Here is a 24,111-nt window from a genome sequence, read left to right on the forward strand (position 1 = left end):
GGATCGACGACGGAGCGGCCCGCGTCCTGCAGGCCGCGATGGGATCGAGCCTAGCCCTCCTCGCCCGGCTCCTCCGGGGTCGGGGTCTCGTTCCTCACGAATCGAACGGTCTGCACGCGGCGCTCGTCGACCTCGGTGACCTCGAGGCGGCCGCCGTCGATCTCGACCGCGTCGCCGACCTCGGGGATCCGGCCGAGGCTCGCCATGACGTAGCCGCCCACGGTCTCGTAGCCGCCCGCGTCGGGCAGCTCGATGCCGGTCGCGTCCCGGAACTCCTGCAGGATGAGACCGCCCTCGAGGCGGCCGTCGGCGTCGAGGATCCGCTCGGGGCCGCCCGAGCCGGGCCAGCCCTCGGCGTCGAACTCGTCGTAGATCTCTCCCACGAGCTCCTCGAGCAGGTCCTCGAGGGTGACGATGCCGTCGGTGCCGCCGTACTCGTCGACGACCACCGCGATCTGCAGGGCCCCGGCGCGCATCCGGTTGATCGCGGAGAGCACCTGGACGGTGCCGGGGATGTGCTCGATGGGCCGGGCGAGGTCGGCGAGCCGGGTGGTGGCGGGGTCGTCGGCGAGCATCAGGTCGCGCACGTGCGCGAAACCGATCACGTCGTCGACGTCCTCCCCGGTGACGGGATAGCGGGAGAAGCCGGTGTCGCGGATCTGGTCCCGCACGGCGGCGACGGTGTCGCTCCCGTCGAGGAATCGGACCTGGTGGCGGGGCCGCATGACCTCGACGACGGTCCGCTCGGACGCGTCGAAGACGTCCGCGAGCACCCGCGACTCGGCCTGGTCGAGGGCGTCGGAGTCGCGCACCATCGCCTTGATCTCCTCGGCGGAGACCGCCTCGCGGTTGGCATTCGGGTCACCGCCGAGCAGGCGCACCACCAGGTTCGTCGAGGCCGACAGCAGCCAGATGACCGGGCGCATCGCCTGCCCGAAGAGCTGCAGCGGCGGACCGACGATGCGCGTCATCGCCATCGCGTTCTGCATCGCGAGCCGCTTGGGCGCGAGCTCGCCCAGGACGAGGGAGAGATACGCGATGACCAGGGTCATCGCGATCAGCGCGACAGTGCCCGCGGTCCCCTCGGACAGTCCGAGGTTCGTCAGCACGGGCACGAGGGAGGGGGCGATCGTGGAGGCCCCGTACGCCGAGGAGAAGAACCCGGCGACGGTCACACCGATCTGCACGGCGGAGAGGAACTGGTTGGGGTCGCGCACCATCGCGGCGGTGCGCGCGCCGCGCTCCCCCGACTCCTCGAGCTGGTCGATCTGCGACTCCCGCAGGTTCACGATCGCCATCTCGGTGCCGGCGAAGATACCGCCGACGAGGACGAACAGCAGAACCAGCAGGATGTTCACGAGCACGGAGGGGTCCATGGGGCCACGCTAGTGCCCCGGGATGCTCCCCGCCCACCGCAGCGGCGCCCGAGCGCTCACAGCAGCGGAAGCAGCTCCTCCCACACGGCGCGGAGGATCTCGGAGCTGCCCCGGCCCTCAAGGTGCGAGGTGACCGTCAGGACCGCCTCCCGATCGGGCATGACCAGCAGGAACTGGCCGTACGCGCCGTCGGCGCGCCAGTGCCCCTCGGGGGTGCTGGCCCAGACGGCGTAGCCGTAGCGGGTGTTCTCCGGCTCGGCATCCCCGGTCGCGACCCAGGTCCCCTCGGCGTGGAGCGCGTCGATCCACTCCCCGGGGACCAGCTGCCGGCCCTCCCACGCGCCGCGCTCCAGCAGCAGCCGGCCGATGCGGGCGAGCTGGAAGGGCTTGAGGTGGAGGCCCGTCGCACCCCAGGTGTGGCCGCCGCGGGCCGTGTGCCACTGCGGGTTCACGAGGCCGAGCGGCGCGAACATCCGCGGCATCAGCCAGTCGCGCAGGATCTCCCCCGACTCGTGCTCGATGATCCGCGAGAGCAGGAAGATCGAGCCGTTGGAGTACTCCCACCGCTCCCCCGCGGGCCTGGCGAGCGGGGTGGAGAGGAGCAGCGCGGTGAGGTCCGGGTGATCCCGCTCCGGGTCCTCGAAGCCGAGCACCGGGGAGCCGGAGGTCATCGTGAGCAGGTGTCGGATGCGCACGTCCTCCCAGCCGGCGGCGGCCCCGCCCGCAGGGACGGGCAGGTGCTCGAGCACCGGATCCTCCACGTCCAGCAGCCCCTCGGCCTGCGCGATGCCGATCGCGAGGGCGGTGACGGTCTTCGAGACCGAGTAGACGTTCTCCACCGTCGGATCGGCGAAGAGATGGGCGACGTCCTCGTGCCCGCGACGGTGCAGGTGGAGCGATCGCACCCCGAGCTGCCGCTCGAGGATCCGCTGGCGCAGGGGCAGCAGGAGGAGGTGGTCCGGGAGGGCGACGGCATCATCGGGGCGCATGGGGACGACCCTATGCGGGTCGGCCCACGCGCGGCACCCCCCCAACAGGACCAGCCAGGACCTGCCGGGTCCCGCGCGATTCCGCTCCAGACCGCTCACATCCGCTCGGGTCCGCTCGGGTCCAGGCGGGCCTCTCGAATCCACACGGGCCTCTCGAATCCGCCTCCGGAGGGAGACCGGTACCGACCAAAGTCCGGTGCGGGCCTGCACGTCGCTGGGAAGAATGCCCGGAGCGCCTCCTGCCGCGCCGCCGTCGGCGCGATCGCGATCCGCTCGCCCCGCCCCCTTCCCCCGTCGGCCGACCCGCCGCCGTCCCGACCGAGAGGCACCATGAACGTCCTGCGCCGCTACGTCTTCCCCGTGATCTGGATGCTGATCCTGGGCATCATCGCCCTCGCCCTCGCGAAGATGGCCTTCTTCCCCAGCGGCCAGGAGCAGGCGGAGGACCCGCTCACCCCGAGCGCCGAGTTCGACCAGTTCGCGCTGGTCCCCGTCACGCGGGGCGACATCTCCTCGGAGCTGGTGCTCGACGCGCTGGTCCAGCCCGACCCCGGCACCGCCCTCACGGCGACCGCCGCCGGGGAGATCACCAAGATCTGGGCCGACGAGGGCGACGCCGTCTCCGAGGGCGACCGGGTGCTGCAGGTGCGGGTGCCGGTCGAGCCGGACCCGATCGAGATGCCCGTCGTGCCGCCCTCGACCGAGGACGGCGGGGAGCCCGTCGAGGAGCAGGCGGCGCCCGTCGCCTCCGGCTCGGGCGAGCAGGAGTACCGCTACGTGAACCTGCGCGCGACGGCCGACGGCGTGCTGCGCGACATGGACCTCGAGGAGTGGGACGGCCTGGAGCTGAAGCAGGAGGTCGCCACGATCTCCCCCGGCACCTACTCGATCGTCGCCGACCTCACCCCCGAGCAGCAGCTGTCCCTGCTCGACGTGGACATCGCCGCCACCGCGACCCTGTCCAGCAGCGTCGACCCGATCACCTGCGAGACCCCCGCGATCGACGAGGACTCCGAGGTCGAGGAGCCCGGCCAGCCGCAGATCGACCCGATGACCGGCGAGGAGATCCCCGCCGAGGTCTCCGCGGCCCGCCTGGAGTGCGCGGTCCCCGAGGGCACCCGCATCGTCGCCGGGCTCGAGGGAGAGATCCGCGTGGACCTCGGCTCCCGCGCCGGCGTGCTGACCGTCCCCACCACCGCCGTCCAGGGCGAGGCGGAGGCCGGCACCGTGTACGTCCTCGACGAGGCGACCGGCGAGCCGACGCCGGTCACCGTCGGCCTCGGCCTGCGCGGGGACGGGATCGTGGAAGTGACCGAGGGCCTCGAGGAGGGCCAGGAGATCCTCCAGTTCGTGCCCGGCGTCGACGCCCCCGAGGACGAGATGGTGGAGATGTGGTGACCGCTCCCCTGCTCGAGCTGCGCGATCTTCGCCGCTCGGTCCGCCTGCCCGGCGGCGAGGACCTCCACATCCTGCGCGGCATCGACCTGGTCGTCGAGGAGGGCGACCACATCGCGGTCGTCGGCCGCTCCGGCTCCGGCAAGTCGACCCTGCTGAACCTGCTGGGCCTGATCGACCGACAGACCGGCGGCGAGCTGCTGTTCGACGGCCAGGACGTGGCCCGCATGGGCGAGCGCCGCCGGGCCCGCCGCCGCGGGGAGTCGATCGGCTTCGTCTTCCAGCAGTTCAACCTGCTGGACCGGCGAACCGCGCTGGAGAACGTGATGATGCCCCTCATGTACGGCTCCGCCGGCCAGTTCTGGCGGCGCGAGAAGCTGGCCCTGGAGATGCTGGGCCGGGTCGGCCTCGCCGACCGCGCCGACCAGGTCCCCTCCCGCCTCTCCGGCGGCGAGCAGCAGCGGGTCGCCGTGGCGCGCGCGCTCGTGCGTCGGCCGCGACTGATCCTCGCCGACGAGCCGACCGGAGCCCTCGACGTGACCACCGGCGAGGCCGTCATGGCCCTGCTCGACGAGATCGCCCGCGAGTCCCGCGCAGCGCTCGTCACCATCACCCACGATCTGCAGGTCGCGGCCCTCTCCCGCCGCGCCTATCTGCTCGACGAGGGCCGGCTGCACGCGGTCGACGCCCCCGGCACGCGCGAGGCGCTCGGCGGAACCGCCGGGATCCGCGCCGGCCGCGCGGAGGTCGGCACGGCCGACGCGCTGGCCGCCGTCGGCGCGGTCGCCCCCGTCGGCCCCGGCGCCTCCGCCGGATCGCGGCGCGGGACCGTCGCCACCGCCTCCCCCACCACCCCGGACCTTCAGGAGGACGACGCATGACCGGGTTCATCGCCTCGATCGTCGAGGCCCTCGGCGAGCTGCGCGTGAACAAGGGCCGCATCCTGCTGTCCCTGATCGGGGTGGCCTTCTCCGTGTTCGCGCTGACCGCGGTGCTCGGCGCCGGCGGCATGCTCTCGAGCGCCCTCGAGCAGTCCTTCGAGCGCACCGGCGGCCGGGACAAGATCCTCACCGTGTACCCCAGCGGGGGCGGGGAGGTCACCGGCGCCGAGCAGGACGAGCTGGTCCTCGAGCAGGTGGACCGCCTCGGCATCGACCAGCGCTCCCGGAAAGCGTACGCCTCCACCCGCGTGCAGACGCCGCAGGGGGTGCGGAACGCGGAGGTGACCGGTGTGGACCCCGCCTACGCCGGCATGTACCGGATGCAGCCGGAGGAGGGTCGCTGGATCGCGGACTCCGACCGCTCCCGCCTCGCCCCGGCTCTCGTGGTGAACCAGCCGATGTACGAGGCGCTCGGCCGTCCCGCCCTCGGCTCGGAGCCGGTCACGCTCTACGGCGAGAGCGGTACGCAGGGCACGGAGCAGGCGGTGATCATCGGCGTGCTCCCGGCCGACGAGATGACCGACTACGGCCTGATGGCCTACATGGCGGTCGATGCGATGGACACCCTGCCCGGCATGACCGAGGAGTCCGTGCGCACCTCCGAGTACGTGTTGTGGGTGCCGCCCGAGCAGTCCGACGAGATCATGGATCGCCTCGTCACCGCCCTGCGGGACACTCCCGCGGGCAGCTTCGACGTGTTCCCCTCCTCGTTCTCCGTCGACGACATCGGCTTCGGGGTGCTGCGCAACGCGATCGTCGTGGTCGCTCTGCTGGTGCTGCTGCTCGGCGGCATGGGCCTGGTGAACATCTCCCTGGTCACGGTGCGCTATCGGGTGCGGGAGATCGGGATCCGCCGCTCCTACGGCGCGACCGGCGGGCGGATCTTCTTCGGGGTGCTCATGGAGTCGGTGGTCGCGACGGTGGTCGCCGGCGCGGTCGGCGTGGCCGGGGCGGTGGCACTCGTCAAGGCGCCGTTCGTGACCTCCGCCTTCGAGAACCTGGGCCTCGTGGACGTGCCGCCCTTCCCGATCTCGGCCGTGCTCGCGGGCCTCATCGCCGCGACCGCCGTGGGCGTGCTCGCCGGGGCCCTCCCCGCACTCATCGCGACCCGCATCCGGGTGATCGACGCGATCCGGAGCTGAGGCCCGGGCCGCGGCCACGGAGCCGGGTCGGGTCTCAGACGGCGACGGCGGCGGGAGCCTCGAGACCTGCCGGACGGACCGTCGGGGTCAACGGCGAGGTGCCCTCGTAGCGACCGAGTCGCACCATCAGCAGCAGCGTGACCAGCACCAGCACGACCGCCGCGGCGATCCCTCCGGCGAGCGCGGCCGGCGCCCCGGGCGCGGCGAGCGCCGCCCCGGAGGTGCCAGGGGCGGAGACTCCCGCGACCAGGGCCGCGACCCCGGCGCCGGCCCCGGTCCCCGCGGCGAGGGCGGAGACCAGCAGCGAGGGCACGGTCAGCGCGGTGGTCAGGGCGATCGGCAGCTCGAGGCCGCCGCTGCGCCAGGCGAGCACCGCTGCGCAGACGGCGACGGTGAGCGCGGGGATCAGCACCGGGGCGCTCAGCTCACGCCCGATCAGAGTGACGGCCGCGGCGGCGAGGACCCCCGCGAGCGGGGTGCGGATCCAGGTCCCCGCGGCCTGCAGCACGATGCCGCGCAGCACCAGCTCGAGCCCCGCAGCCTGCAGCGGCGCGAGGACCAGCACCACCACGGCGAGGGCGAGCAGCGCCGCGACGGAGCCGGCCGAGCCAGCGTCGGCGGCGGATCCGGCGTCGGCCGGACCGATCAGCGCACCCGCGACGGCGGCCGCGGCCACCACGAGCAGCGCCCCGCCGGCCGCCCACGGGCCGAGCGCCCGCAGCATCCCGCGGCGCCAGCGGGCCTCGACGGACCAGACCGTGCCGAGCGGCCGCCAGCCGCCCACGCGCACGCCGACCATGCCGGCGGGCAGCCACAGCGCACCCATGGCGAGGGCCAGGCCGACGTCGAGCGGGCTGGCCGGATCACCGCTGGTCACCCCCAGGGCGACGTTGACGCCGGGCAGCACCGCGAGCAGCAGCACCGTCCCGACCAGCAGGGCCGAGGCTGCGATGACGTACACCAGCAGCGTCGCGAGCACGGTCAGCAGCGGCCGCGGCACCGTCGACCAGGAGGGCCGCAGTCGCGTCATCAGGGGGTACGGGGTGGCGTCCTCGGCCGGACGCGGAGCGGGGTTCTCTCGCATGGCGGATCCACTCTAGGCGGTCGGGCTGGGGCGGCCCGCCCTCGCAGATCGACGTGCCGGCCGCGGGCCGAGCCCGTCGGCCGCACGCCGTGCCCGGCCGCGCCGACGATCGCCCGGCCCGGCCGCGCCGACGTGCGGACGTCGGCCGGGCGGTCGATCCGTCGGCGGTGCGCGCTCCCTACTCTTGCCGCATGACCTCCCTGGCCCGCCCCCACCCCGAGGCGCCGCCCGTGCGCAGCGTGCGGCAGTGGCTGATCGCCCTCGCCCAGACCGTCGTCTGCGTGGTGTTGGGCGTACTGATCTGGCTGGTCGCTCTCGGTCTGCTGCTCGACGAGTTCCGCTACCGCCCGCCGGTCGAGCTGGTGACCCTCTCGAGCGTCGACGCCGTGCTGGGGGCGACCGTGTCGCTCGCGATCGGGCCGCTCCGCTTCCTGCGTCCGGGACGGGTCGATGTGGCCGTGCACCTGGTCGTCGCGGCCATCGCCGGTCTGAGCGTGTGGGCGGTGCCCGCCGGGGTGATCGCCCTGTACCGGGTGGGGCTGCGCCGCCGCCTCCCCCTCGACGTCGCGGGGATCGGGCTGACCGTCGCCGTGACCTGCCTCGCCCTGTTCGTCGACGTCCAGATCCGGCGCACGCCCGTGGACCTGTCGGTCGGCGCGACCGCCGTGGTGATGCTGGTCGGCGCGACGGTGCCGGTGCTGATCGGCCACATCATCGCCACCCGCCGGGAACTGGTCGCGACGCTGCGGGAGAAGGCCGAGGTCGCCGAGCGCGAGCGGCTGGCGGCGGAGCGCGCCCGGGTCATCGCCCAGCGCGAGCGGCGGACCGCCGAGCGTGAGGCCGCCGCCCTGCTGCGCGAACGGGAGGCGGACACCGCACGGGTCCGGGCGGAGGAGCGCGCGGCCCTCGCCCGCGACGTCCACGACTCGATCTCCCACCACCTGGCGATGATCGCGATGCACGCCGGCGCCCTCTCCTACCGCGAGGACATGCGGCCGGCGGAGATGCGCCGGGTCGCGGGGATCGTCCGCGACGGCGCCCAGGAGGCGAACCGGGAGCTGCGCAGCGTGCTGCGGTCCCTGCGCACCGGCGGCGGGGACGCCCCGCTCGCGACCGTCCCCACCCTCACCGAGCTGGTCGAGGACCGCCGGGCGGGCGGGCAGGACGTGCGCCTGGACTGGGAGGGCCTCACCCCCGAGGAACTCGCCACCCGGGAGCGGGCGACCGTCGTCGCGCTGGCCCGCATCCTCGCCGAGGCCACCGCGAATGCCGCGAAGCACTCTCCCGGCACGCCGCTGCGGGTGCGCCTGGTCCGGGAGGACGACCGCCTTGTGCTGCGAGCACGGAACCCTCTGGTTGCGGACGACCCGCGCGAGGTCACCTCCACCGGGCACGGCCTCGTGGGCGTGCAAGAACGGGCGCGGCTGCTCGGCGGCGACGCCCGGCGCGTGCGCACCGAGGACTCCTTCGAGCTGGAAGCATGGGTGCCATGGTGAGAGAGAGCAGCGGGAGTGCGCCGCAGGAGTCCCGGGTGCGGGTGCTGATCGTCGACGACGAGGCGCTCATGCGCGCCGGTCTGCGGCTGATGATCGACGGCGCCCACGGCATCGAGGTGATCGGCGAGGCGGCCGACGGCGAGACGGGCCTCGCGCAGATCCGCGCCCTGGACCCCGATGTGGTGCTCCTGGACATCCGGATGCCGCGCATGTCCGGGCTCGAGGCCCTCGCCGAGCTGACCGCCCAGGGTCTGCCGGCCCGGGTCGTCATGCTCACCGCCTTCGACACCGACGACTTCCTGCTCGCCGCGCTGCGCGGTGGCGCGATGAGCTTCCTGCTCAAGGACTCCCCGCCGCAGGAGGTGGTGCGGGCGGTGCTGGATGCCGCGCAGGCCAGGCCGCGGTTCTCCCCGGAGGTGCTGACCCGCCTGGTGCGGCTCGCGGCCGACGGGACGCCGAGGACGAGCGCGGGTCCGGTCCCTGCGGACGGGGCGGGTGCCGCGGCCGACGGCGGCTCCGGTGCGCGGGCCGACGGCGCGCCCGCCGGGACGACGGGGGCCGCGCCCGAGGGCGTGACCGAGCGCGAGTGGGAGGTGGGGCGGCTGGTCGCCCAGGGCCTGTCCAACCAGGAGGTCGGGGATCGGCTGTTCATGAGCGTCGCGACGGTGAAGACCCACCTTGGGCGGCTCTACCACAAGCTGCAGGTCACGAACCGGGTGCAGCTCGCGATCAGGGTGCTCGAGCTGGGCGGCTGAGTCCTGCGGGTCAGCGCAGCAGCAGCAGACCCACCAGCGTCAGCAGCATCGCCGCGCCGAAGGGGATCGCGATCCAGCGGGGGATCCGCTTGCTCCGCGCCGAGACCACCGTGGCGTGCAGCCCGATGACCGCCACGAACGCCAGGATGCCGGCGAGCACGAACAACAGGATCGGCGCGATGATCATCGTGGTCCTCCCGAGGCGCGGCTCCCGCCCATGACCTGCCACCCTTCCACTGCACTGCTCTGACCAGGGGATCCTATCGGGCACGCCTCCTCTCCATCCGGACCGTCCCGAGCAGCTCCGGGCCGGTGCGAAAACCTCGTGCCGGCGGCGCGCCACGGGGCTAGGGTCGCGGCCATGTCCCCCGCTCAGCAGCCCGATGCCAACGGTCCGGCAGGCCCGACACGCCCGACCGGCGCTCCCGACCTCGCCGCCCTCGACGCCGTCGGCCCCACCACCTCACACCACGAGGTGGAGCGGCTCCTGCGCGAGGCCGGCTGGACGCCGTGCGGTTCCGGCGACTGGGCCATCGCCCTCGCTTCCCCCGACGGCGCCCTCGCGGCACGGATCAGCCCCTTCGACCCCGTCGGCCCCTGCACCGCACGGCTCTACACCGAGGCGGCCCCGACCGGCGCCGTGCCCCGGCTCGAGCGGCATCTCCGTCTCTCCGGTGAAGCGGACCTGCAGGTCATGGAGCTGCTGCAGCCGGTCGACGCGGAGGAGGCGGCCGCCTTCCTGGAGCGGGTGCACCGCGGCGAGGCCGACCTCGCCCCGCTGACCGAGATCCTGCGCACCGTGCACGCGGCCGCTCGCGCCGAGCTGGCCTGGTGCGGGCCGCTGGACACCAACCCGAGCAACGTGATGCGCGGATCCGACGGGCGCCTCGTGCTGATCGACCCGTTCTACGCCGACGGTCCCGCCCTCTACGGCATGGCCCACGAGGACCCCGACCAGTTCGTCACGACCCTCCCCCCGGACCAGCGCCGCCACCTCACCGAGATCCCGCTCGCGGAGTCCGGGCCCTGGCCGGAGGCGGAGCGGGAGGCGCTGCGGACCCGGCTCGCCGCGGCGGATCGGGCGCGCCCGCCGGAGGCCCTGCTCGCGGAGGCTGCGTCGGCCGACGTGGACGGCTGGGGCTTCGACTGGCTCGTCGGCCGCGCGACCGAGGAGCGGCCCCCGTGGGCCTTCCACCGCCTGCTCGCGGCCTCGGTCGCCGAGGCCGGCGTGGCCGTCGACCTCGACACCGGCGGCGGCGAGGTGCTCGGCGGATGCCCGCGCCTGGCCCGTGAGCAGCATGTCACCGAGTCCTGGCCGCCGAACGCCGAGCGGGCACGGCGACGCCTCGGACCGCGCGGCGTACACGTGCACGAGACCGCGTTCGGCGCTCCGATCCCCCTGCCCGACGGGGCGGCGGACCTCGTCACCTCCCGCCATCCCGTCGACCCGGCGTGGGGCGAAATCGCCCGCGTCCTCGCGCCGGGCGGGGAGTACCTGGCCCAGCACGTGGGGCCGCGCTCGGCCTTCGCGCTGATCGAGGAGTTCTTCGGGCCGACGACCGCCGAGCAGCGCCGCGGCCGCCACCCCGAGGACGAGGCCGCCGCCGCGGAGGCCGCGGGCCTGGAGGTCCTCGAGCTGCGCGAGGCCCGGCTGCGGATGGAGTTCTCCGACATCGGGGCGATCGCCTGGATCCTGCGGAAGTGCCCCTGGTGGGTGCCGGGCTTCACGGTCGAGGGTCACCGCGAGACGCTCCTGGCTCTGGATCGGCGGATCCGGGCCGAGGGATCGTTCGTCGCCCATTCCACGCGCCACCTGATCCGCGCCCGGAAACGCTGACACCCGGGTGGGTCGCACACCCGCGCCCGCCCGCACATGACTGGTCGGTACCTCTGGGGGCTCGGGGCGAGGGCGTCGTGCGCCCGCGGCTCAGGACTTCCGGCCGGGACGGGTGGTCGACTCGCCGGGGGCGAGGGCGCCGACGACGTGGTGCGGGACGTACGGGGCCTCGAGGGCGGCCATCTCCTCGGAGGTGAGCTCGAGGTCGAGGGCGCCGAGCGCCGCGTCGAGGTGCCCGGTGCGGGTCGCGCCGATGATCGGGGAGACCACGGGCGACTTCTGCAGCAGCCAGGCCAGGGCCACGTGCACCCGCTCCACGCCACGGGCCTCGGCGATGCGGGCGACCTCCTCGACGATCGCCCGGTCGGTCTCCTCCGTCGCGTCGTACTTCGACTTCGCCGTCTGGTCGGTGCGGGCGCGCTCGGTGTCCGCGTCCCAATCGCGGGTGAGACGACCGGCGGCGAGCGGGCTGTACGGGGTCGAGGCGACGCCGAGCTCCCGCAGCATCGGCATCATCTCCCGCTCCTCCTCCCGGTAGAGGAGGTTGTAGTGGTTCTGCATCGAGATGAACTTCGTCCAGCCGTGCGTCTCGGCGACATGCTGCGCCTGCAGGAACTGCCACGCGAACATCGCGGAGGCGCCGAGATGGCGGACCTTGCCGGAGCGGACCAGGTCGTCGAGGGCCTGCATGGTCTCCTCGATCGGGACCGTGTAGTCCCAGCGGTGGATGATGTAGAGGTCGATGTAGTCGGTCCCGAGCCGGCGCAGGCTCGCCTCCGCCTCGGCGAGGATCGACTTGCGGGAGAGTCCGCCGCCGTTGGGTCCCTCGTGCATCGTCCCGTGGACCTTCGTGGCCAGCACGATCTCGTCACGGTTCGCGTAGTCGACGAGCGCCTTGCCGACGATCTCCTCGCTGCGGCCGATCGAGTAGACGTTGGCCGTGTCGAAGAAGTTGATGCCCGCGTCGAGCGCGTGCTTCATGACCGGGCGGGCGTCGTCCTCCTCGAGGACCCACTTGTGCACCCAGCGCTCGGGGTTGCCGAAGCCCATGGTGCCCAGGCACAGGCGGGAGACGTCGAGCCCTGTGTTCCCCAGCTTCACGTAGTCCATCTGCTGCTCCTCCGGTGGTGCGGGTGCGGACGTCCGTCGTCCGCTCGGCACCATCCTGCGTCCCCGCGGCCGACGGAGGGAGGCACTGCTGGGGCACCGCTCGAGATCAGCGGCACTGGTGGGGGGTCAGCGGCACTTGCGGAACGTCTCGCCGCCGGGCATGCCGTACCGCTTCCCGGTGTACCCGCCATCGTCGTCGTAGCGGATCTCGGGGCCATAGGGGGTGCAACCGCCCGAGGATGGCTTCTCCTCGTCGGAGGAGGAGGATTTCTTCGTCTCCTTCTTGCTCTCCTTCTTGGTCTCCTTCTTTCCCTCCTTCGCGGAGTCCTTCTTCTGCGTCTTCTGCTCCTCCTCGGCCCGTTGCTCCTCCTCCGCGCGCTCGGCGGCAAGGCGTTCCGCCTCCCGTCGCTCCTCTTCGAGCCTCTCCGCCTCCTCGCGTTCCTCCGCGAGTCGGATCTGCTCCGTGTCGTAGGCGGTCTTCGCCGTCGTCAGGTCGGCGTGGGCAGATGTCGCGCTTCGGTGAGCTTCATCCGCCTCGTCGCGGATTCGGCTCAGATAGTCCTCCTGGGACGGCCGGGTCAGCACATCGTTCCCGAGCATCACGCCGCCATGGGCCGCCAGCCCGGCGACGAGGCCCTCGGCATCCTCGACCACGAGCGCAGCATCGGCCACTGCAGCGGCTGGGTGGCCCTCGACCTGTGCGGGCAGCTGTGCCGCGGCAGTCTGGACGCTCTCGAGCTGAGCCGCGACGGTGCAGGCAATCGAGGCTGCATAGAGCCCACGCCCTTCGTCCTGCGCCTCGGCCGAAGCCCGCTCGACGTCGGCCAGGAAACGTTCATTAGGTTCGAAGAGCACTGGCACACCCAGTCCAGCCGCGGCGATCTCAGCGTTGACCAGCGAGTCCGATTCGAAGACTCCCGCGAGGGTGCGGCCGTAACGGTCCGTGCGCTCCTCGTCGTACTCGAGGTCGATCTCGGTACCCTCCGGCAATCGCTCAGCGAGGAAGGCGGTGGCTTCCGGGCCGAGGCATTGCACGGGCTGGTTCGGGTCCTTGGTCTCCGGGGTGTCGACGTTGAGCAGTCGGATCGTGGTCTCCTCCCCGTCGACCAGTGCTACCAGCGTGTCCCCGTCGATCACTCGGATCACTTCCCCGCGCGAGTCGTCGCCCCCAAACACAGCTCCGACAGCGGAGTAGCCGAGATAGAGCACGCCGACGACTGACAACAACGGCACTACCCACCCTCGCGCTCCCCGCGACGTCGTCGCTGCGCCAGCCTGCCCTGGCGAGGTCATCCGCCCCGCCTCTCGCCGAATCCTGCGTCGTCGGCAGCAGGATGGCCCAGCGGGAGGACATCCGACCCGAGAACGACCCAATGCGCTGCGCACATCACGTCCGGGAATGCCTCTCGAGACGGATCCTCTCTCGCAGGGGGCTCGGTTCCTGAGATGCTGAGGGCAGTTCCGTCGAAGGAGTGTCGATGCCCGTCGCCCCTGATCACCAGGCCGAGCTAGGTCGCGCCCGGATGGTGTTCTCCCTGCTGTCCACGCCGAAGCTGCGGAAAGGTCTCGGGCAACGGTTGGCTGGGGGCGCCGACGGCGAGGACCACACGGCGGAAGATCCGTCGGTGCGCGGTCCGCTCTCGCGACTGGACTGGCTGGGACAGGACGGCGATGTGGACCTGGATTCCCTGCGCCGCAACGGGGATGCGCTCGCGCTGATGCGCTCCGACCGCGCGATCCTCGACGTCCCACGTCTGGCAGGCATGCCCGTGAGGACCGAGGAATCCCGCGAGGTCAGCGGCCGCATCGTGCGGCTGGTGTTCGAGCGGGTCGGCCCGAAGCGGCAACTGTCCGAGCCCGAGCTGAACGCTGCAATCGCGATGTTCGCCGCGGACGTCGCCCTGGTGCGCCGCGACGCGGTCGATGCCGGGGTGCTCGAGAGATCAGCCGACGGGGCGGTGTACCGCCTGGTCGACGGAACCCCCGTCAGTGCGCGACGGTGAATCGCGAGACGGGGACGCCCCTGCGGATGGGGATCAGCGCCCGCTGAACAGCTTGATCAGGCGCCGGATGGTTTGGCCGAGGATTATCACCCCGGCGATGAGGAACATCCAGCTGATCCCGTCGCCGTGCACCAGGTTCATCACCACGAAACCGCCGATGACCAGGAGCGGGATGATCGACATCAGGAGCGAGCGCCCGATCGCCGCGCGACTCGGACCGTCCCCCTGCGACGTTGTCTGCCCGAAGGTCGGGGCGAACCCTGCGGCGTCGAGGGGACGCCCGCGCTCGTCGGTCTTGCCGCCCGGAGCGCCGGGATCCTCGCGCTCGGACCCGAACTGCGGTCCGTCATAGCGGGGCGCCTCCGCGACGCCCGAAGAAGACGCGGCGAAGTCCGAGGACGCCGGGAAGTCCGACGACGCCGCGGTGCCCCCTGTCGTGGGCCCGAAGTCGCTCGAGAAGCCATCGGCCGACCCCGCGAAGTCGTCCCGTCGGCCGTCGGCGCTACCCTCACCGCGGCCCCCGGCGGCCTGACCGTCGGCACCCCCACCGAAGGCGCCGCCGCTCCCGGCGGTCCGCTCCTGCCCGCCGAGCCACGACGGATCGCCGCCGGGCTCACTGCTGTGCTGTCCCCCCATGATGCTCATCGCCCCACCGTACCGAGTACACCGCCCGCGCCGCGCACGATACGGGCGCGCTACGGTCGAGGAACACTGCATCTCGACGACTCCCAGGTCCGCGCCCTCCTCCCCGCCCCGGCCGAGCAGGTCGCGCTGATGCGCGAGACACTGCTCGCACTTCCGGACTGCTCCGCCTCGGTGACCCCGAAGTCGCAGGTCGTCCACGAGGAGGGCGGCTTCGCGAATGCCATGCCCGCCGCAAGGCCGGATCGCGGGCTGCTGGGGATCACGTGGGTGATGGTCACGCCGTCGAACCGCGAGCGGGGGCGGGAGATGATCGGCGGCCTGATGGTGCTCTCCGCCACCGACGGGTCCACGCGGGCCACGATGGACGCGGCCGAGCTCACCGCCCAGCGCACCGCGGCGGTGACGGGGGCGAGCCTCGCGCTCGACGACCGTCCTGTCACCTTCCTCGGCACCGGGGTGCAGGCCCGCTCCCATGCCCGGGTGCTCGAGGCGTTGGGCCTCGGTCCGCTGACCGTGTGGGGTCGGCGGCCCGAGGCGCTCGCGGAGCTGACCGCCTGGTGCGCCGAGAACACCCCCGACCTCGCGCTCCGCGCGACGACGGACCGGGCCGCGGCGCTCGACGGCGCGGGCGTGGTGATCAGCGGCCTGCCGATCGGGCTCACCGATCAGGCGCTCTCCCCCGGCGAGGTCACGGCCGACGCGACGCTGCTGCCGCTGGACTACTCCTCCGTGGCGGGCGCCGCGATCTCCCGCGCCGGCATGGTCGTGGCCGACGACCCCGAGCAGTTCGAGTCGCAGCGCCCCCTCAAGCACGGTCCGGAGTACCCGGTCGCGACCGGCGCGACCGGGGTCCTGTTGCGGGAAGGCCGGCCGGACGGTCTGTTCGTGGCGCAGAACCTCGGCTCGGGGCTCGGGGACGTGGTCCTCGCCGATGCCGTCGCCCGCGCCGCCGGGGTGTGAGGAGCGGCCGGAGTCCCGGCAGCGACCGACTCCGCGCAGAACCCCCACAGACTTGGGGGAAAGAGCCCCGGATTCCCCCAAGTTTGTGGGAGTTCCCGGCGCACGGGGCGGGAGCGGCGGCGGTAGTGCGGGGCGGGAATCGGCAGCCCCCGCCCCCTCAGGCCGCACGGACCTGCGCGGCGCGGAGGAGGTCCAGCTCCTCGCGGGTGCTCCACCCGCTGAACAGCGCCTCCCCCGGCTCGAGGTCGCGGCCCGCGGCGAGGGGGCCGAGGGGGACGGGCTCGTAGCCGAGGCGGTGCACCAGGGAGCCGACGAGCTCGGCCGCCCAGGCCTCGTCCGCGGCGAGCGCAATCGCCTGACGCCCCGGCTCCCCCGCCGCCCGACCTTGCTCCTCGACGTCGTGATAGCCGATGTGGTTGAGCGACTTCACGACGGTCGCGCCCGGCAGGCGCGCGGCGAGCAGCTCACTGGTGGACAGCTCGGCCGCGTGGTCGCCGAGGGCGGTGCGGGCCGCGGCGACCGCAGCGGCATCGGCCTCTCCCCAGGGGTTCGTGACGTCGACCAGCACGGTCCCGGCGAGCGCTGCCGGGTCAAGGGTGAGGGCGACGTGCAGCGGCACCGTGAGCAGCACGACGTCGCTGGTCGCGGCGAGATCGAGGAGGCCGACGGGGCGGGCGCCGGGCAGCTGCGCGGCGAGGGCGGGGGCGCCGGCCCGACCGTGCACGGCGACCTCGAGTCCCGCCCGCATCGCGGTGCGCGCCAGGGCACGGCCGATCTTGCCGGGGCCGAGCACGCCCAGGCGGAGTGGATGCGGGGGTCGGGCTGCGGCGCGGTGCGCGTCCTCGACCCGGAGGGCGAGTCGGTCCGCCCCGGGAACCGACCCCGGAAAGGCGACAGCGGGCGAGGCCGACGCCGAGGTGGCCGCGGCCGACGCGACGGCACGTCGCCGAACCGCCGCGAGGATCTCCCCGGCGAGCGCGTCGTTGCGGCGGTGGCACGGGGCGTTCGTGCGGGGCCGGGCGAAGGCGCCGATGGGCAGCTCGGAGGTCCAGGGGCCGACGGCCCACAGCCCCGCCCGCGGCGTGCCGTCCGGGGCGAGGACGCGATGGTCCGCGTCGACGTCGAGGGTCCCGGGCGAGGTGGTCGACTCCCGACCCACGGCTCCCCCGTCGGCGGCCACCAGGTCGCGCAGCAGCGGGTTGGTGGATTCGACGAGGGTCGGCGCGGGCAGGAAGGCGTCGAGCAGGGCGTCGGCCGTGACCTGTGCCCCGCCGGCGCCGCGCGCCGTGAAGCGACCGAGGCTCTCGTCGGCCGTGACCCGGAGTCCGGGGCCGAGGAAGTGGACCACCCCCGCCCGTTCGAGGGCGAGCAGCTGGTGGAGGCGGTGCGGCGGCGGACCGGAGTCGACGAAGCTGAACAGCGAATGCCACCAGCGGGGGTAGTCGCCGGCCGCCCCGCCGCGGAGGCGCTCGGCGGGCAACAGGTCCACGAGGGTGCCGTGCATCCGCAGCAGCAGCTGGAAGAGGGTCCGCGCCGCGGTCACGTCACCGCGAGTGCGGGCGCGGAGGTCCTGCTCGATGTGGCGGACCACGGCGTCGCGGGTGACCTGCTCCGGGGCGTCGCCGATCAGCCAGGCCAGCGGCTCGTCGAGCCAGGCCAGCGGCGCCTCCCCGGCCGACGGGGCAGGAGCGCCCGGCACCTGCTCGGCGATCTCCGCGGCGATCAGCGGGAGGACGTCCGCGCGGAAGTCGAGGAGTCCGTCGGCCGCTTCGCGCTCTCGCAGCGCCTCGGCGGTGACGTGCACGAACGGCGCGAGCCCGGTGGGTGCCCCTTCGTCGCGGACCTTGGAGTGGTAGGGCACGCCGCGGCGTGAGCCGACCCAGAGCCGCGGCTCCTTCCCGGAGGGGAGGTAGTGGAGGCGATCGGGGTCGGCGCCGGTCGCGGCGGGCTCGAAGCGGCCGCCACGCCCCTCGGTGAGCAGGGCCAGCAGGTCCACGAAGGCGAGGCCCATGCCGCGCACGATCACGTCCTGACCGGCGCCGAGCTGAGCGAGCGGGGCGTCGGACGCCTGGGAGGGTCCCAGGTAGACGCCCCCGTGACGACGGGCGAAGGCGGTGAGCTCGTGCCGGTCCGCCGACGGGCGGGCGTCGGTGTGGCCGGCGGCGAGGAGGACCAGGTCCGCCTCGAGCTGCTCGCGGTCCTCGAGCTCGACGAGCCAGCCGCCGTCGGCGCGCGGCGCGAGGGCGGTCGCGGTGGTGCGGTGCACGGCGACCTCGACCGACGGCGGCAGCGCGGCGAAGACCTGGCCGACGAACCACTCGAGGTAGAGCGCCTGCACCCGACGGGAGGCGAAGTCGGTGGGCTGCAGGGCGTGGATCTCGGCGAGGCGCGTCGTGCCCGCCGTGGGCGGGGCGATCTCCCCGCGGCGGATCCCCTCGGCCCACTCGGCGAGCGAGGGTCCGGCGACGACGGGCCCGTCCATCTCGACGGTCTCGTCGGGGTAGATCGACACGTCGGCGGCCCGCGAGTTCATGAGCAGCAGCGGGCTCTCGGCGGCTCGCCAGATCCGGCCGGCACCGGGCAGGTGCGGGTCGACGATGTCCACCCGCAGGGTGCCGGTGACCTGGGGATCTTCGTGCGCGAGTCGTGCGGCGAGGCGCTCGAGCACGCCGATGGCGCGCGGTCCGCCGCCCACGAGCACGAGTCGCGGGGCGGGCGCAGTGCGCAACGGAGTCATCGAAGGTCCCTTCCGAGGAGCTGTGTGGCGCACCATGACGAGTCATAGCGTTCACCTTGCATCGCCATTAGATTCGCTTATAACGTCAGGCCCTGCAACCCCGGACCGCCCTGCGGTTCACCTCCCGTCACGGAAGGCACGTCATGACCTCCTCCGTCGTCTCGCCAGAGACCGCACGCCGCACGCCCGCGGCCGCCGAGCCGTCCGCGGCCGTCGCCACCGGGCACGCCCCGGCCGCGGAAGCGCGCGAGATGCCGTGCCGCCCCGAGCGGGCGCCGGACGACCCGGCCGGGGCGGACGATCCGGCCGGGGCCGACGAGACCGCCCGGGCCGGGGAGGACACCTCCGCACCCGCCCCGCGCGAGGACCTCTCGGCGCTGCGGATCGTGCCCGCCCGCCACCCGGGGCGCGCCGTGCTCGCGGTCCTCGTGGGCCTCGTGGTCGCCGCGGTGCTGTGGTCCTTCGCCACCAACCCTCGCTGGGAGTGGGGCGTGGTCGCGCAGTGGTTCTTCGCGGAGTCGATCCTGCGGGGCCTGCTGGAGACACTGAAGCTCACCGTCCTCGCCGGCGCGATCGGCTTCGGCCTGGGCCTCGTGCTCGCTCTCATGCGCCTGTCCCCGTCCCCCCTGATCTCCGGGGTGAGCTGGACCTTCTCCTGGATCTTCCGCTCCACGCCGCTGCTTGTGCAGCTGCTGCTCTGGTACAACCTCGGCTACCTCTACGAGCAGGTGCGGCTCGGCATCCCGCTGACGGACGTGACCTTCTTCGAGGCGCGCACGAGCGATCTGATGACGCCGCTGCTCGCCGCCGTGCTGGGCCTCGGGCTGCACCAGGCCGCCTACGCCGCCGAGATGATCCGCGGCGGCATCCTCTCCGTCGACCAGGGGCAGCTCGAGGCGGCGAGCGCGCTCGGCATCCCCGCCCGCGACCGCAACCTGCGGATCGTGCTCCCCCAGGCCATGCGCGCGATCCTCCCTCCCGCCGTGAACGAGGTGGTCGGCCTGGTCAAGGGCACCTCGATCGTGTACGTCCTCGCGCACGCCGAGCTGTTCTTCACGATCCAGCTGATCTACGGCCGCACCCAGCAGGTGCTGCCCATGCTGCTCGTCGCGACGCTCTGGTACGTCGTGATCACCTCGCTGCTCTCGATCGGCCAGTACTACCTCGAGCGCCACTACTCCAAGGGCGCGCTGCGCACCCTGCCGCCCACCCCGCTGCAGGCCCTCCGCGCCCGGATCGCCCGTCGTCGCCCCACTCCCGCAGGAGCCCCCGCATGAGCCTCGCCTCCCTGCTCCGCCGCCCGCCCGCCCCACCGGCCACCCCGACGCCGTCGGCCGAATCCACCCCGACGGCCGCCCCCGCCCCGCCGGGAGGCCACGTCGAGATCCGCGACGTGCACAAGTCCTTCGGCGACCTCGAGGTGCTGCGCGGCATCGACCTCGATCTCGCACCCGGCTCGGTCACCGCGATCCTCGGCCCGTCCGGCTCGGGGAAGTCGACCCTGCTGCGCGCGATCAACCATCTCGAGCCCGTCACCCGCGGCCTGATCAGCGTGGACGACGAGGTGATCGGCTACCGCCGCGACGGCCAGGTGCTGCACGAGCTGCGCGAGGCGGAGGTGCTCCGCCAGCGCACCGGCATCGGCATGGTCTTCCAGGGCTTCCACCTCTTCGCCCACATGACCGCGCTCGCCAACATCGCCGAGGCGCCGCGTCGCGCCCTCGGGGTGCCGCGGCGCGAGGCGGAGCAGCGCGCCCGCGAGCTGCTCGCTCTCGTCGGCCTCGCCGAGAAGGAGGACGCCTACCCGCGCCAGCTCTCCGGTGGCCAGCAGCAGCGCGTCGCGATCGCCCGCGCCCTCGCCCTGCGCCCGAAGGTGCTGCTCTTCGACGAGCCGACCAGCGCCCTCGACCCCGAGCTGGTCGAGGAGGTGCTCGAGGTGATCCGCGATCTCGCCCGCGCCGGAACCACACTCGTCATCGTCACCCACGAGATCTCCTTCGCCCGGCAGGTCGCGGACACGGTCGTGTTCATGGACCAGGGCCGGATCGTCGAGCAGGGCCCGCCCGCCGACGTCATCGACCACCCCGCCCACGAGCGCACCCGCGCCTTCCTCTCCCGGGTCGGCGCCGCCGTCCCGGTCCCCCCGCACGCCCCGATCCCCGAGGACCTCCCATGAGCCCCACCGTCCGCATCACCCGCCGCGCCCTCACGGCGTCCGGCCTGCTCCTGCCGCTCGGCCTGCTCGCCGCCTGCTCCGACCCGACCCCCGCCGCGACCGGGGCCACCTCCGGCTCCGGGGCGTCCGACGGGGGCGGCGCCTCCGACGGCGGCGGCGCGGAGGCCGGTGCGATCGACACCTCCGGCACGCAGGAGCTGATCCGCGCGACCGCCGACGAGGAGATCGCCGCGCTGCTGCCGGCCGAGATCGCCGAGTCCGGTGTGCTGAGGGTCGGCATCAACGGCACCTCGTCGGCGCCGCTGAGCTTCCTCGCCGACGACAACCGGACGTACATCGGGTCCGAGATCGACATCGCCCGGATCGTCGCCGACAAGCTCGGCCTCGAGTTCGAGCTCAAGCTCACCACCTGGGAGAACTGGCCGCTGAAGCTCGAGGCCGGGGAGTTCGACGTGGTCCACGCGAACGTCGGCATCAACGCGGAGCGGCTGCAGAAGTTCGACTTCGCCTCGTACCGCGCCGCGTACATGTCCTTCCTCGTGAAGAAGGGCGCGGACTTCTGGCTCGAGGACGCCGACTCCCTCTCGGGGCGGATCATCGCCGTCGGCGCCGCAACGAACCAGGAGCGGATCCTCACCGACTGGAACGCCGAGCTGGAGGCCGCCGGCAAGGAGCCGGCGGAGCTGAAGAACTACTCCTCCGACGCCGACACCCTGCTCGCCCTCGGCTCCGGCCGCATCGACGGCTACATCTCGCCCTACGCCTCGCTGAGCTTCATCGCCGCCCGGCGCGACGACTTCGAGCTGCAGGGCCGGATCAACGCCGGCTGGCCCGACGAGACCCTCGTGGCCGGCACCTTCCCCGCCGGCAGCGGCCTTGCCGAGCCGTACGCCGCGGCGCTGAACGCGCTGATCGCTGACGGCACCTACGGCCAGGTCCTCGAGCGCTGGCAGCTGACCGCCGAGGCCCTCACCGAGTCCCGCGCCCACACCCAGGAGAACCCGTGAGCACCACCGCACACTTCCTCCCCACCCTCGCCGTCGACCTGGTCACCGCGCCGAGCCTGCTGCCGGGCCTCGCCCGTCTCGTCCGCGGCCTCGAGCAGACGGGGATCGGCGCCCTCACCCTGAGCGACGGCGGACTCCACCCGATCCACGTCGCGGCGCATCTCGCGCCGCTCACCCGCGCCGTCGGCCTGCTGCCGCGCACCGACGCGATCTACGTCGAGCCGTTCCACCTCGCGACCCAGCTGATGAGCCTCGACCACCTCAGCGACGGGCGCGCCGGCTGGCTGCTGCAGGCCGAGACGGACCCGTCGGCCGCCGCCGCGGTGGGCCGCGCCGTGCTGGGCCTCGAGGCGACCCATCGAGAGGCGGCCGACGTGCTCCGCGCCGCCCGCGCGCTCTGGGACTCCTGGGCGCCGGACGCCGTGGTGCGCGATGCCGCCCGCGGCGTGTACGTCGACGCCTCGCGGCTGCAGTACGCCGACGTCGAGGCCGAGACCTTCTCGGTGCGGGGCCCGGCGATCACGCCCCGCTCCCCGCAGGGTCTGCTCCCCGTGCTGGTCGCGGACACGGACCGCGCCGCGGTCGGCGAGCCGGTGACGTCCACCGCGGCCGACGGGCGGGTGCTCGACCTCGACGTCTCCGGCGGGGCGCGCGCGAAGCCGCTCGCCGGGCGCATCGCCGAGGCGCTCGACGCCGGGCCGACGGACGGGCCCGGCCGCGTGCGGCTGGTGCGGCTCGTCGGCCTGGACCTGGAGGCCGACCCGGTCGGCACCCTGGGCCAGCTCGCGGGCGAGCTGCGGTCCCGCGACCTGGTCGAACCCGCCCCGAACCCGCACCGCAGCCTCCGCGCCAGGCTCGGCCTGCCCGCGGCGCCCTTCCACCTCGACCCCGTGCGGCGCGCCGACCGCGCCCGCCTCGCCCGCTCCACCTCCACCCTCGAGGAGTCCGCATGACCACCGCCACCGCCCCCGGGCGCTCGGGCGCACCGCTGTCCGCAGAGGCGGCCGCCCTCGCGACGGGCCCGGCCGAGCACCCGCTCCACCCCGCGCACACCCCCACCGGACAGCTCAGCTTCGGCGTGTTCTTCCAGGGCGTGAACTCCTCGACGATCTGGCGCCTGCCCGAGAGCGGCGACCAGGTCGCGCGGGAGTCCTTCGAGGCGCTCGCCCGCACCGCCGAACGGGGGCTGTTCTCGGCGTTCTTCCTCGGGGAGGGGCTCCGGCTGCGCGAGCACCGTGGAGTGCCCTTCGAGCTCGACGTCGCCGGACGGCCCGACGCGCAGACGCTGCTCGCGGCGCTGGCCGGCGTCACCGAGCGGATCGGCCTGGTCGCCACGCAGAACACCACCTACAACGACCCCGTCGACCTCGCCCGCCGCCTGCAGACCCTCGACCTGCTCTCCGGGGGCCGCGCGGGCTGGAACGTGGTCACCACCGACAACGCCTGGACCGGGGAGAACTTCCGTCGCGGCGGCTATCTCGACCACGCCGACCGCTACACCCACGCCGAGGCGTTCGTGCAGGTCGCCGAGCAGTACTGGCGCGGCGAGCAGGTCGCGCACGACGGCGCCCACTACGCGGTGCGGGCGAGCGGCGACCTGCCCCGCTCCCCGCAGGGCCGCCCCGTGCTCTTCCAGGCAGGAGCCTCCCCTGCCGGGCAGGACTTCGCCGCCCGCACGGCCGACGTCATCTTCTCCCCGCACGGCGCGCTCGCCGCGGCCGTCGAGTTCCGTCGCAGCATCGTCGAGCGCACCGTCGCCGCGGGCCGCGACCCCGGCTCGGTGAAGATCCTGCCGGGCGCCGAGATCATCCTCGCGCCCACCGAGGCGGAGGCCGAGGAGAAGGTGCGCTGGGTGCGGGACCTGCAGATCGGGCCCGAGCAGGCCATCGCCCTGCTCGAGCAGTACTGGGGCCGGGACCTCTCGGACTTCGACCCCGACGGTCCGCTGCCCGATGTGCCGCCGGAGGTCGAGGAGTCCGGGGTGACCCGCGGCGCCGGCTTCCAGTTCGCGAAGGCCGAGGAGCTCACCCGCGCCTGGCGCGAGGAAGCCGCCGCGGCGGGACAGTCGATCCTCGAGTTCGCCCGCGGTCGCGCCGGCGCCCGTCGCGGCGAGTTCACCGGCAGCTACGACGCGGTCGCGGACCGACTCGCGGAGTTCGCCCGGCTCGGCGCGATCGACGGCCTGAACATCACCCCGTGGCTGATCCCCTCCGGGATCGACGACATCGTCGATCACCTCGTCCCGCGCCTGCAGGAGCGCGGGGTGTATCCGACGGAGTACGCCGGCGCGACGTTGCGGGAGAACCTGGGCCTGCCGCCGGTGTGAGGGTGGGGCGGGCGTGGGGTGCCCCTGGACGGGCCCCGTGTCCGGCCCGCACCCACACCCTTCACCCCGAAACCCCCGCACACTTGGGGAAATGACCGCTTCTTTCCCCCAAGTCTGTGGTGGTTTCCGGGG

At 73.6% G+C, this 24,111-nt stretch carries 21 protein-coding genes; 13 read left to right on the plus strand and 8 right to left on the minus strand.

From position 1 onward, the window contains the following. Positions 1 to 50: 50 nt before the first annotated feature. Both ACZCAH_RS05575 and ACZCAH_RS05580 read right to left on the minus strand, forming a co-directional pair. Positions 51 to 1,376, minus strand: a complete 1,326-nt coding sequence (locus tag ACZCAH_RS05575) for a hemolysin family protein (protein ID WP_464340128.1) — start codon at positions 1,374 to 1,376, stop codon at positions 51 to 53. A gap of 56 nt (positions 1,377 to 1,432) precedes the next feature. Then, entirely contained in the window at positions 1,433 to 2,365 is a 933-nt protein-coding gene (locus tag ACZCAH_RS05580) for a serine hydrolase domain-containing protein (protein WP_464340129.1), read from the minus strand. 330 nt (positions 2,366 to 2,695) lie between these two features. Between ACZCAH_RS05580 and ACZCAH_RS05585 the strand changes: the two genes are divergently transcribed. Genes ACZCAH_RS05585 through ACZCAH_RS05595 form a run of 3 tightly spaced genes read left to right on the plus strand, consistent with a single transcriptional unit; the run spans position 2,696 to position 5,843 of the window. Further along, on the plus strand, positions 2,696 to 3,763 hold the full coding sequence (locus ACZCAH_RS05585; RefSeq protein ID WP_464340130.1) for an efflux RND transporter periplasmic adaptor subunit: 1,068 nt from the start codon (positions 2,696 to 2,698) through the stop codon (positions 3,761 to 3,763). Continuing rightward, positions 3,760 to 4,641: an ABC transporter ATP-binding protein gene (locus ACZCAH_RS05590; RefSeq protein ID WP_464340131.1), complete on the plus strand. Its 882-nt coding sequence runs from the start codon at positions 3,760 to 3,762 to the stop codon at positions 4,639 to 4,641. Before ACZCAH_RS05585 ends, ACZCAH_RS05590 begins: the two co-directional genes overlap by 4 nt. Further along, on the plus strand, positions 4,638 to 5,843 hold the full coding sequence (locus tag ACZCAH_RS05595) for an ABC transporter permease (protein ID WP_464340132.1): 1,206 nt from the start codon (positions 4,638 to 4,640) through the stop codon (positions 5,841 to 5,843). The genes ACZCAH_RS05590 and ACZCAH_RS05595 overlap by 4 nt, the downstream gene beginning before the upstream one ends. Before the next feature lie 34 nt (positions 5,844 to 5,877). Here ACZCAH_RS05595 and ACZCAH_RS05600 read toward each other — a convergent pair whose 3' ends face one another. Continuing rightward, entirely contained in the window at positions 5,878 to 6,927 is a 1,050-nt protein-coding gene (locus ACZCAH_RS05600; RefSeq protein ID WP_464340133.1) for a CAAX protease, read from the minus strand. A 191-nt stretch (positions 6,928 to 7,118) separates the two neighbouring features. Between ACZCAH_RS05600 and ACZCAH_RS05605 the strand changes: the two genes are divergently transcribed. Further along, positions 7,119 to 8,423, plus strand: a complete 1,305-nt coding sequence (locus ACZCAH_RS05605) for a sensor histidine kinase (protein WP_464340134.1) — start codon at positions 7,119 to 7,121, stop codon at positions 8,421 to 8,423. Further along, positions 8,417 to 9,178, plus strand: coding sequence for a response regulator (locus tag ACZCAH_RS05610; protein WP_464340135.1), 762 nt, complete (start codon positions 8,417 to 8,419; stop codon positions 9,176 to 9,178). Before ACZCAH_RS05605 ends, ACZCAH_RS05610 begins: the two co-directional genes overlap by 7 nt. Positions 9,179 to 9,188: 10 nt before the next feature. On the opposite strand, the gene ACZCAH_RS05615 is transcribed toward ACZCAH_RS05610, so the two are convergent. After that, a complete protein-coding gene (locus ACZCAH_RS05615; protein ID WP_464340136.1) occupies positions 9,189 to 9,365 on the minus strand; it encodes a hypothetical protein in 177 nt (58 codons plus the stop codon). Positions 9,366 to 9,539: 174 nt separating this feature from the next. Between ACZCAH_RS05615 and ACZCAH_RS05620 the strand changes: the two genes are divergently transcribed. Beyond that, complete coding sequence (locus ACZCAH_RS05620; protein WP_464340137.1) at positions 9,540 to 11,015, plus strand: methyltransferase domain-containing protein; 1,476 nt, start codon at positions 9,540 to 9,542, stop codon at positions 11,013 to 11,015. A 90-nt stretch (positions 11,016 to 11,105) separates the two neighbouring features. Here ACZCAH_RS05620 and ACZCAH_RS05625 read toward each other — a convergent pair whose 3' ends face one another. Next, the gene (locus ACZCAH_RS05625) at positions 11,106 to 12,125 is read right to left on the minus strand and encodes an aldo/keto reductase (protein ID WP_464340138.1); all 1,020 of its coding nucleotides are present in this window, start codon (positions 12,123 to 12,125) and stop codon (positions 11,106 to 11,108) included. Between the two features lie 126 nt (positions 12,126 to 12,251). Continuing rightward, positions 12,252 to 13,358, minus strand: a complete 1,107-nt coding sequence (locus ACZCAH_RS05630; protein WP_464340139.1) for a thermonuclease family protein — start codon at positions 13,356 to 13,358, stop codon at positions 12,252 to 12,254. A 245-nt stretch (positions 13,359 to 13,603) separates the two neighbouring features. On the opposite strand from ACZCAH_RS05630, the gene ACZCAH_RS05635 reads away from it, so the two are divergent. Beyond that, entirely contained in the window at positions 13,604 to 14,128 is a 525-nt protein-coding gene (locus ACZCAH_RS05635) for a DUF2087 domain-containing protein (protein WP_464340140.1), read from the plus strand. Between the two features lie 33 nt (positions 14,129 to 14,161). Here the strand turns inward: ACZCAH_RS05635 and ACZCAH_RS05640 are convergent, their stop codons facing one another. Then, complete coding sequence (locus ACZCAH_RS05640; protein WP_464340141.1) at positions 14,162 to 14,773, minus strand: hypothetical protein; 612 nt, start codon at positions 14,771 to 14,773, stop codon at positions 14,162 to 14,164. Positions 14,774 to 14,902: 129 nt separating this feature from the next. Here ACZCAH_RS05640 and ACZCAH_RS05645 point away from each other — a divergent pair, with 129 nt between their 5' ends. After that, positions 14,903 to 15,733, plus strand: a complete 831-nt coding sequence (locus ACZCAH_RS05645) for an ornithine cyclodeaminase (protein ID WP_464340142.1) — start codon at positions 14,903 to 14,905, stop codon at positions 15,731 to 15,733. A gap of 157 nt (positions 15,734 to 15,890) precedes the next feature. Here the strand turns inward: ACZCAH_RS05645 and ACZCAH_RS05650 are convergent, their stop codons facing one another. Further along, a complete protein-coding gene (locus ACZCAH_RS05650) occupies positions 15,891 to 18,470 on the minus strand; it encodes an FAD/NAD(P)-binding protein (RefSeq protein WP_464340143.1) in 2,580 nt (859 codons plus the stop codon). Positions 18,471 to 18,613: 143 nt separating this feature from the next. On the opposite strand from ACZCAH_RS05650, the gene ACZCAH_RS05655 reads away from it, so the two are divergent. From ACZCAH_RS05655 to ACZCAH_RS05675, 5 genes are read left to right on the plus strand one after another with little or no spacing between them, the layout of a single operon-like run. Then, complete coding sequence (locus ACZCAH_RS05655) at positions 18,614 to 19,747, plus strand: amino acid ABC transporter permease (protein WP_464340144.1); 1,134 nt, start codon at positions 18,614 to 18,616, stop codon at positions 19,745 to 19,747. After that, on the plus strand, positions 19,744 to 20,646 hold the full coding sequence (locus tag ACZCAH_RS05660; RefSeq protein WP_464340145.1) for an amino acid ABC transporter ATP-binding protein: 903 nt from the start codon (positions 19,744 to 19,746) through the stop codon (positions 20,644 to 20,646). The genes ACZCAH_RS05655 and ACZCAH_RS05660 overlap by 4 nt, the downstream gene beginning before the upstream one ends. Then, a complete protein-coding gene (locus ACZCAH_RS05665) occupies positions 20,643 to 21,653 on the plus strand; it encodes a transporter substrate-binding domain-containing protein (RefSeq protein ID WP_464340146.1) in 1,011 nt (336 codons plus the stop codon). The genes ACZCAH_RS05660 and ACZCAH_RS05665 overlap by 4 nt, the downstream gene beginning before the upstream one ends. Then, the gene (locus ACZCAH_RS05670) at positions 21,650 to 22,606 is read left to right on the plus strand and encodes an LLM class flavin-dependent oxidoreductase (protein WP_464340147.1); all 957 of its coding nucleotides are present in this window, start codon (positions 21,650 to 21,652) and stop codon (positions 22,604 to 22,606) included. Before ACZCAH_RS05665 ends, ACZCAH_RS05670 begins: the two co-directional genes overlap by 4 nt. Beyond that, positions 22,603 to 23,979 carry an LLM class flavin-dependent oxidoreductase gene (locus tag ACZCAH_RS05675; RefSeq protein WP_464340148.1) on the plus strand — a complete coding sequence of 459 codons (1,377 nt, stop codon included), beginning with the start codon at positions 22,603 to 22,605 and terminating at the stop codon, positions 23,977 to 23,979. Before ACZCAH_RS05670 ends, ACZCAH_RS05675 begins: the two co-directional genes overlap by 4 nt. Positions 23,980 to 24,111 lie beyond the last annotated feature (132 nt).

This window comes from Brachybacterium sp. B718/18, from assembly GCF_055454375.1.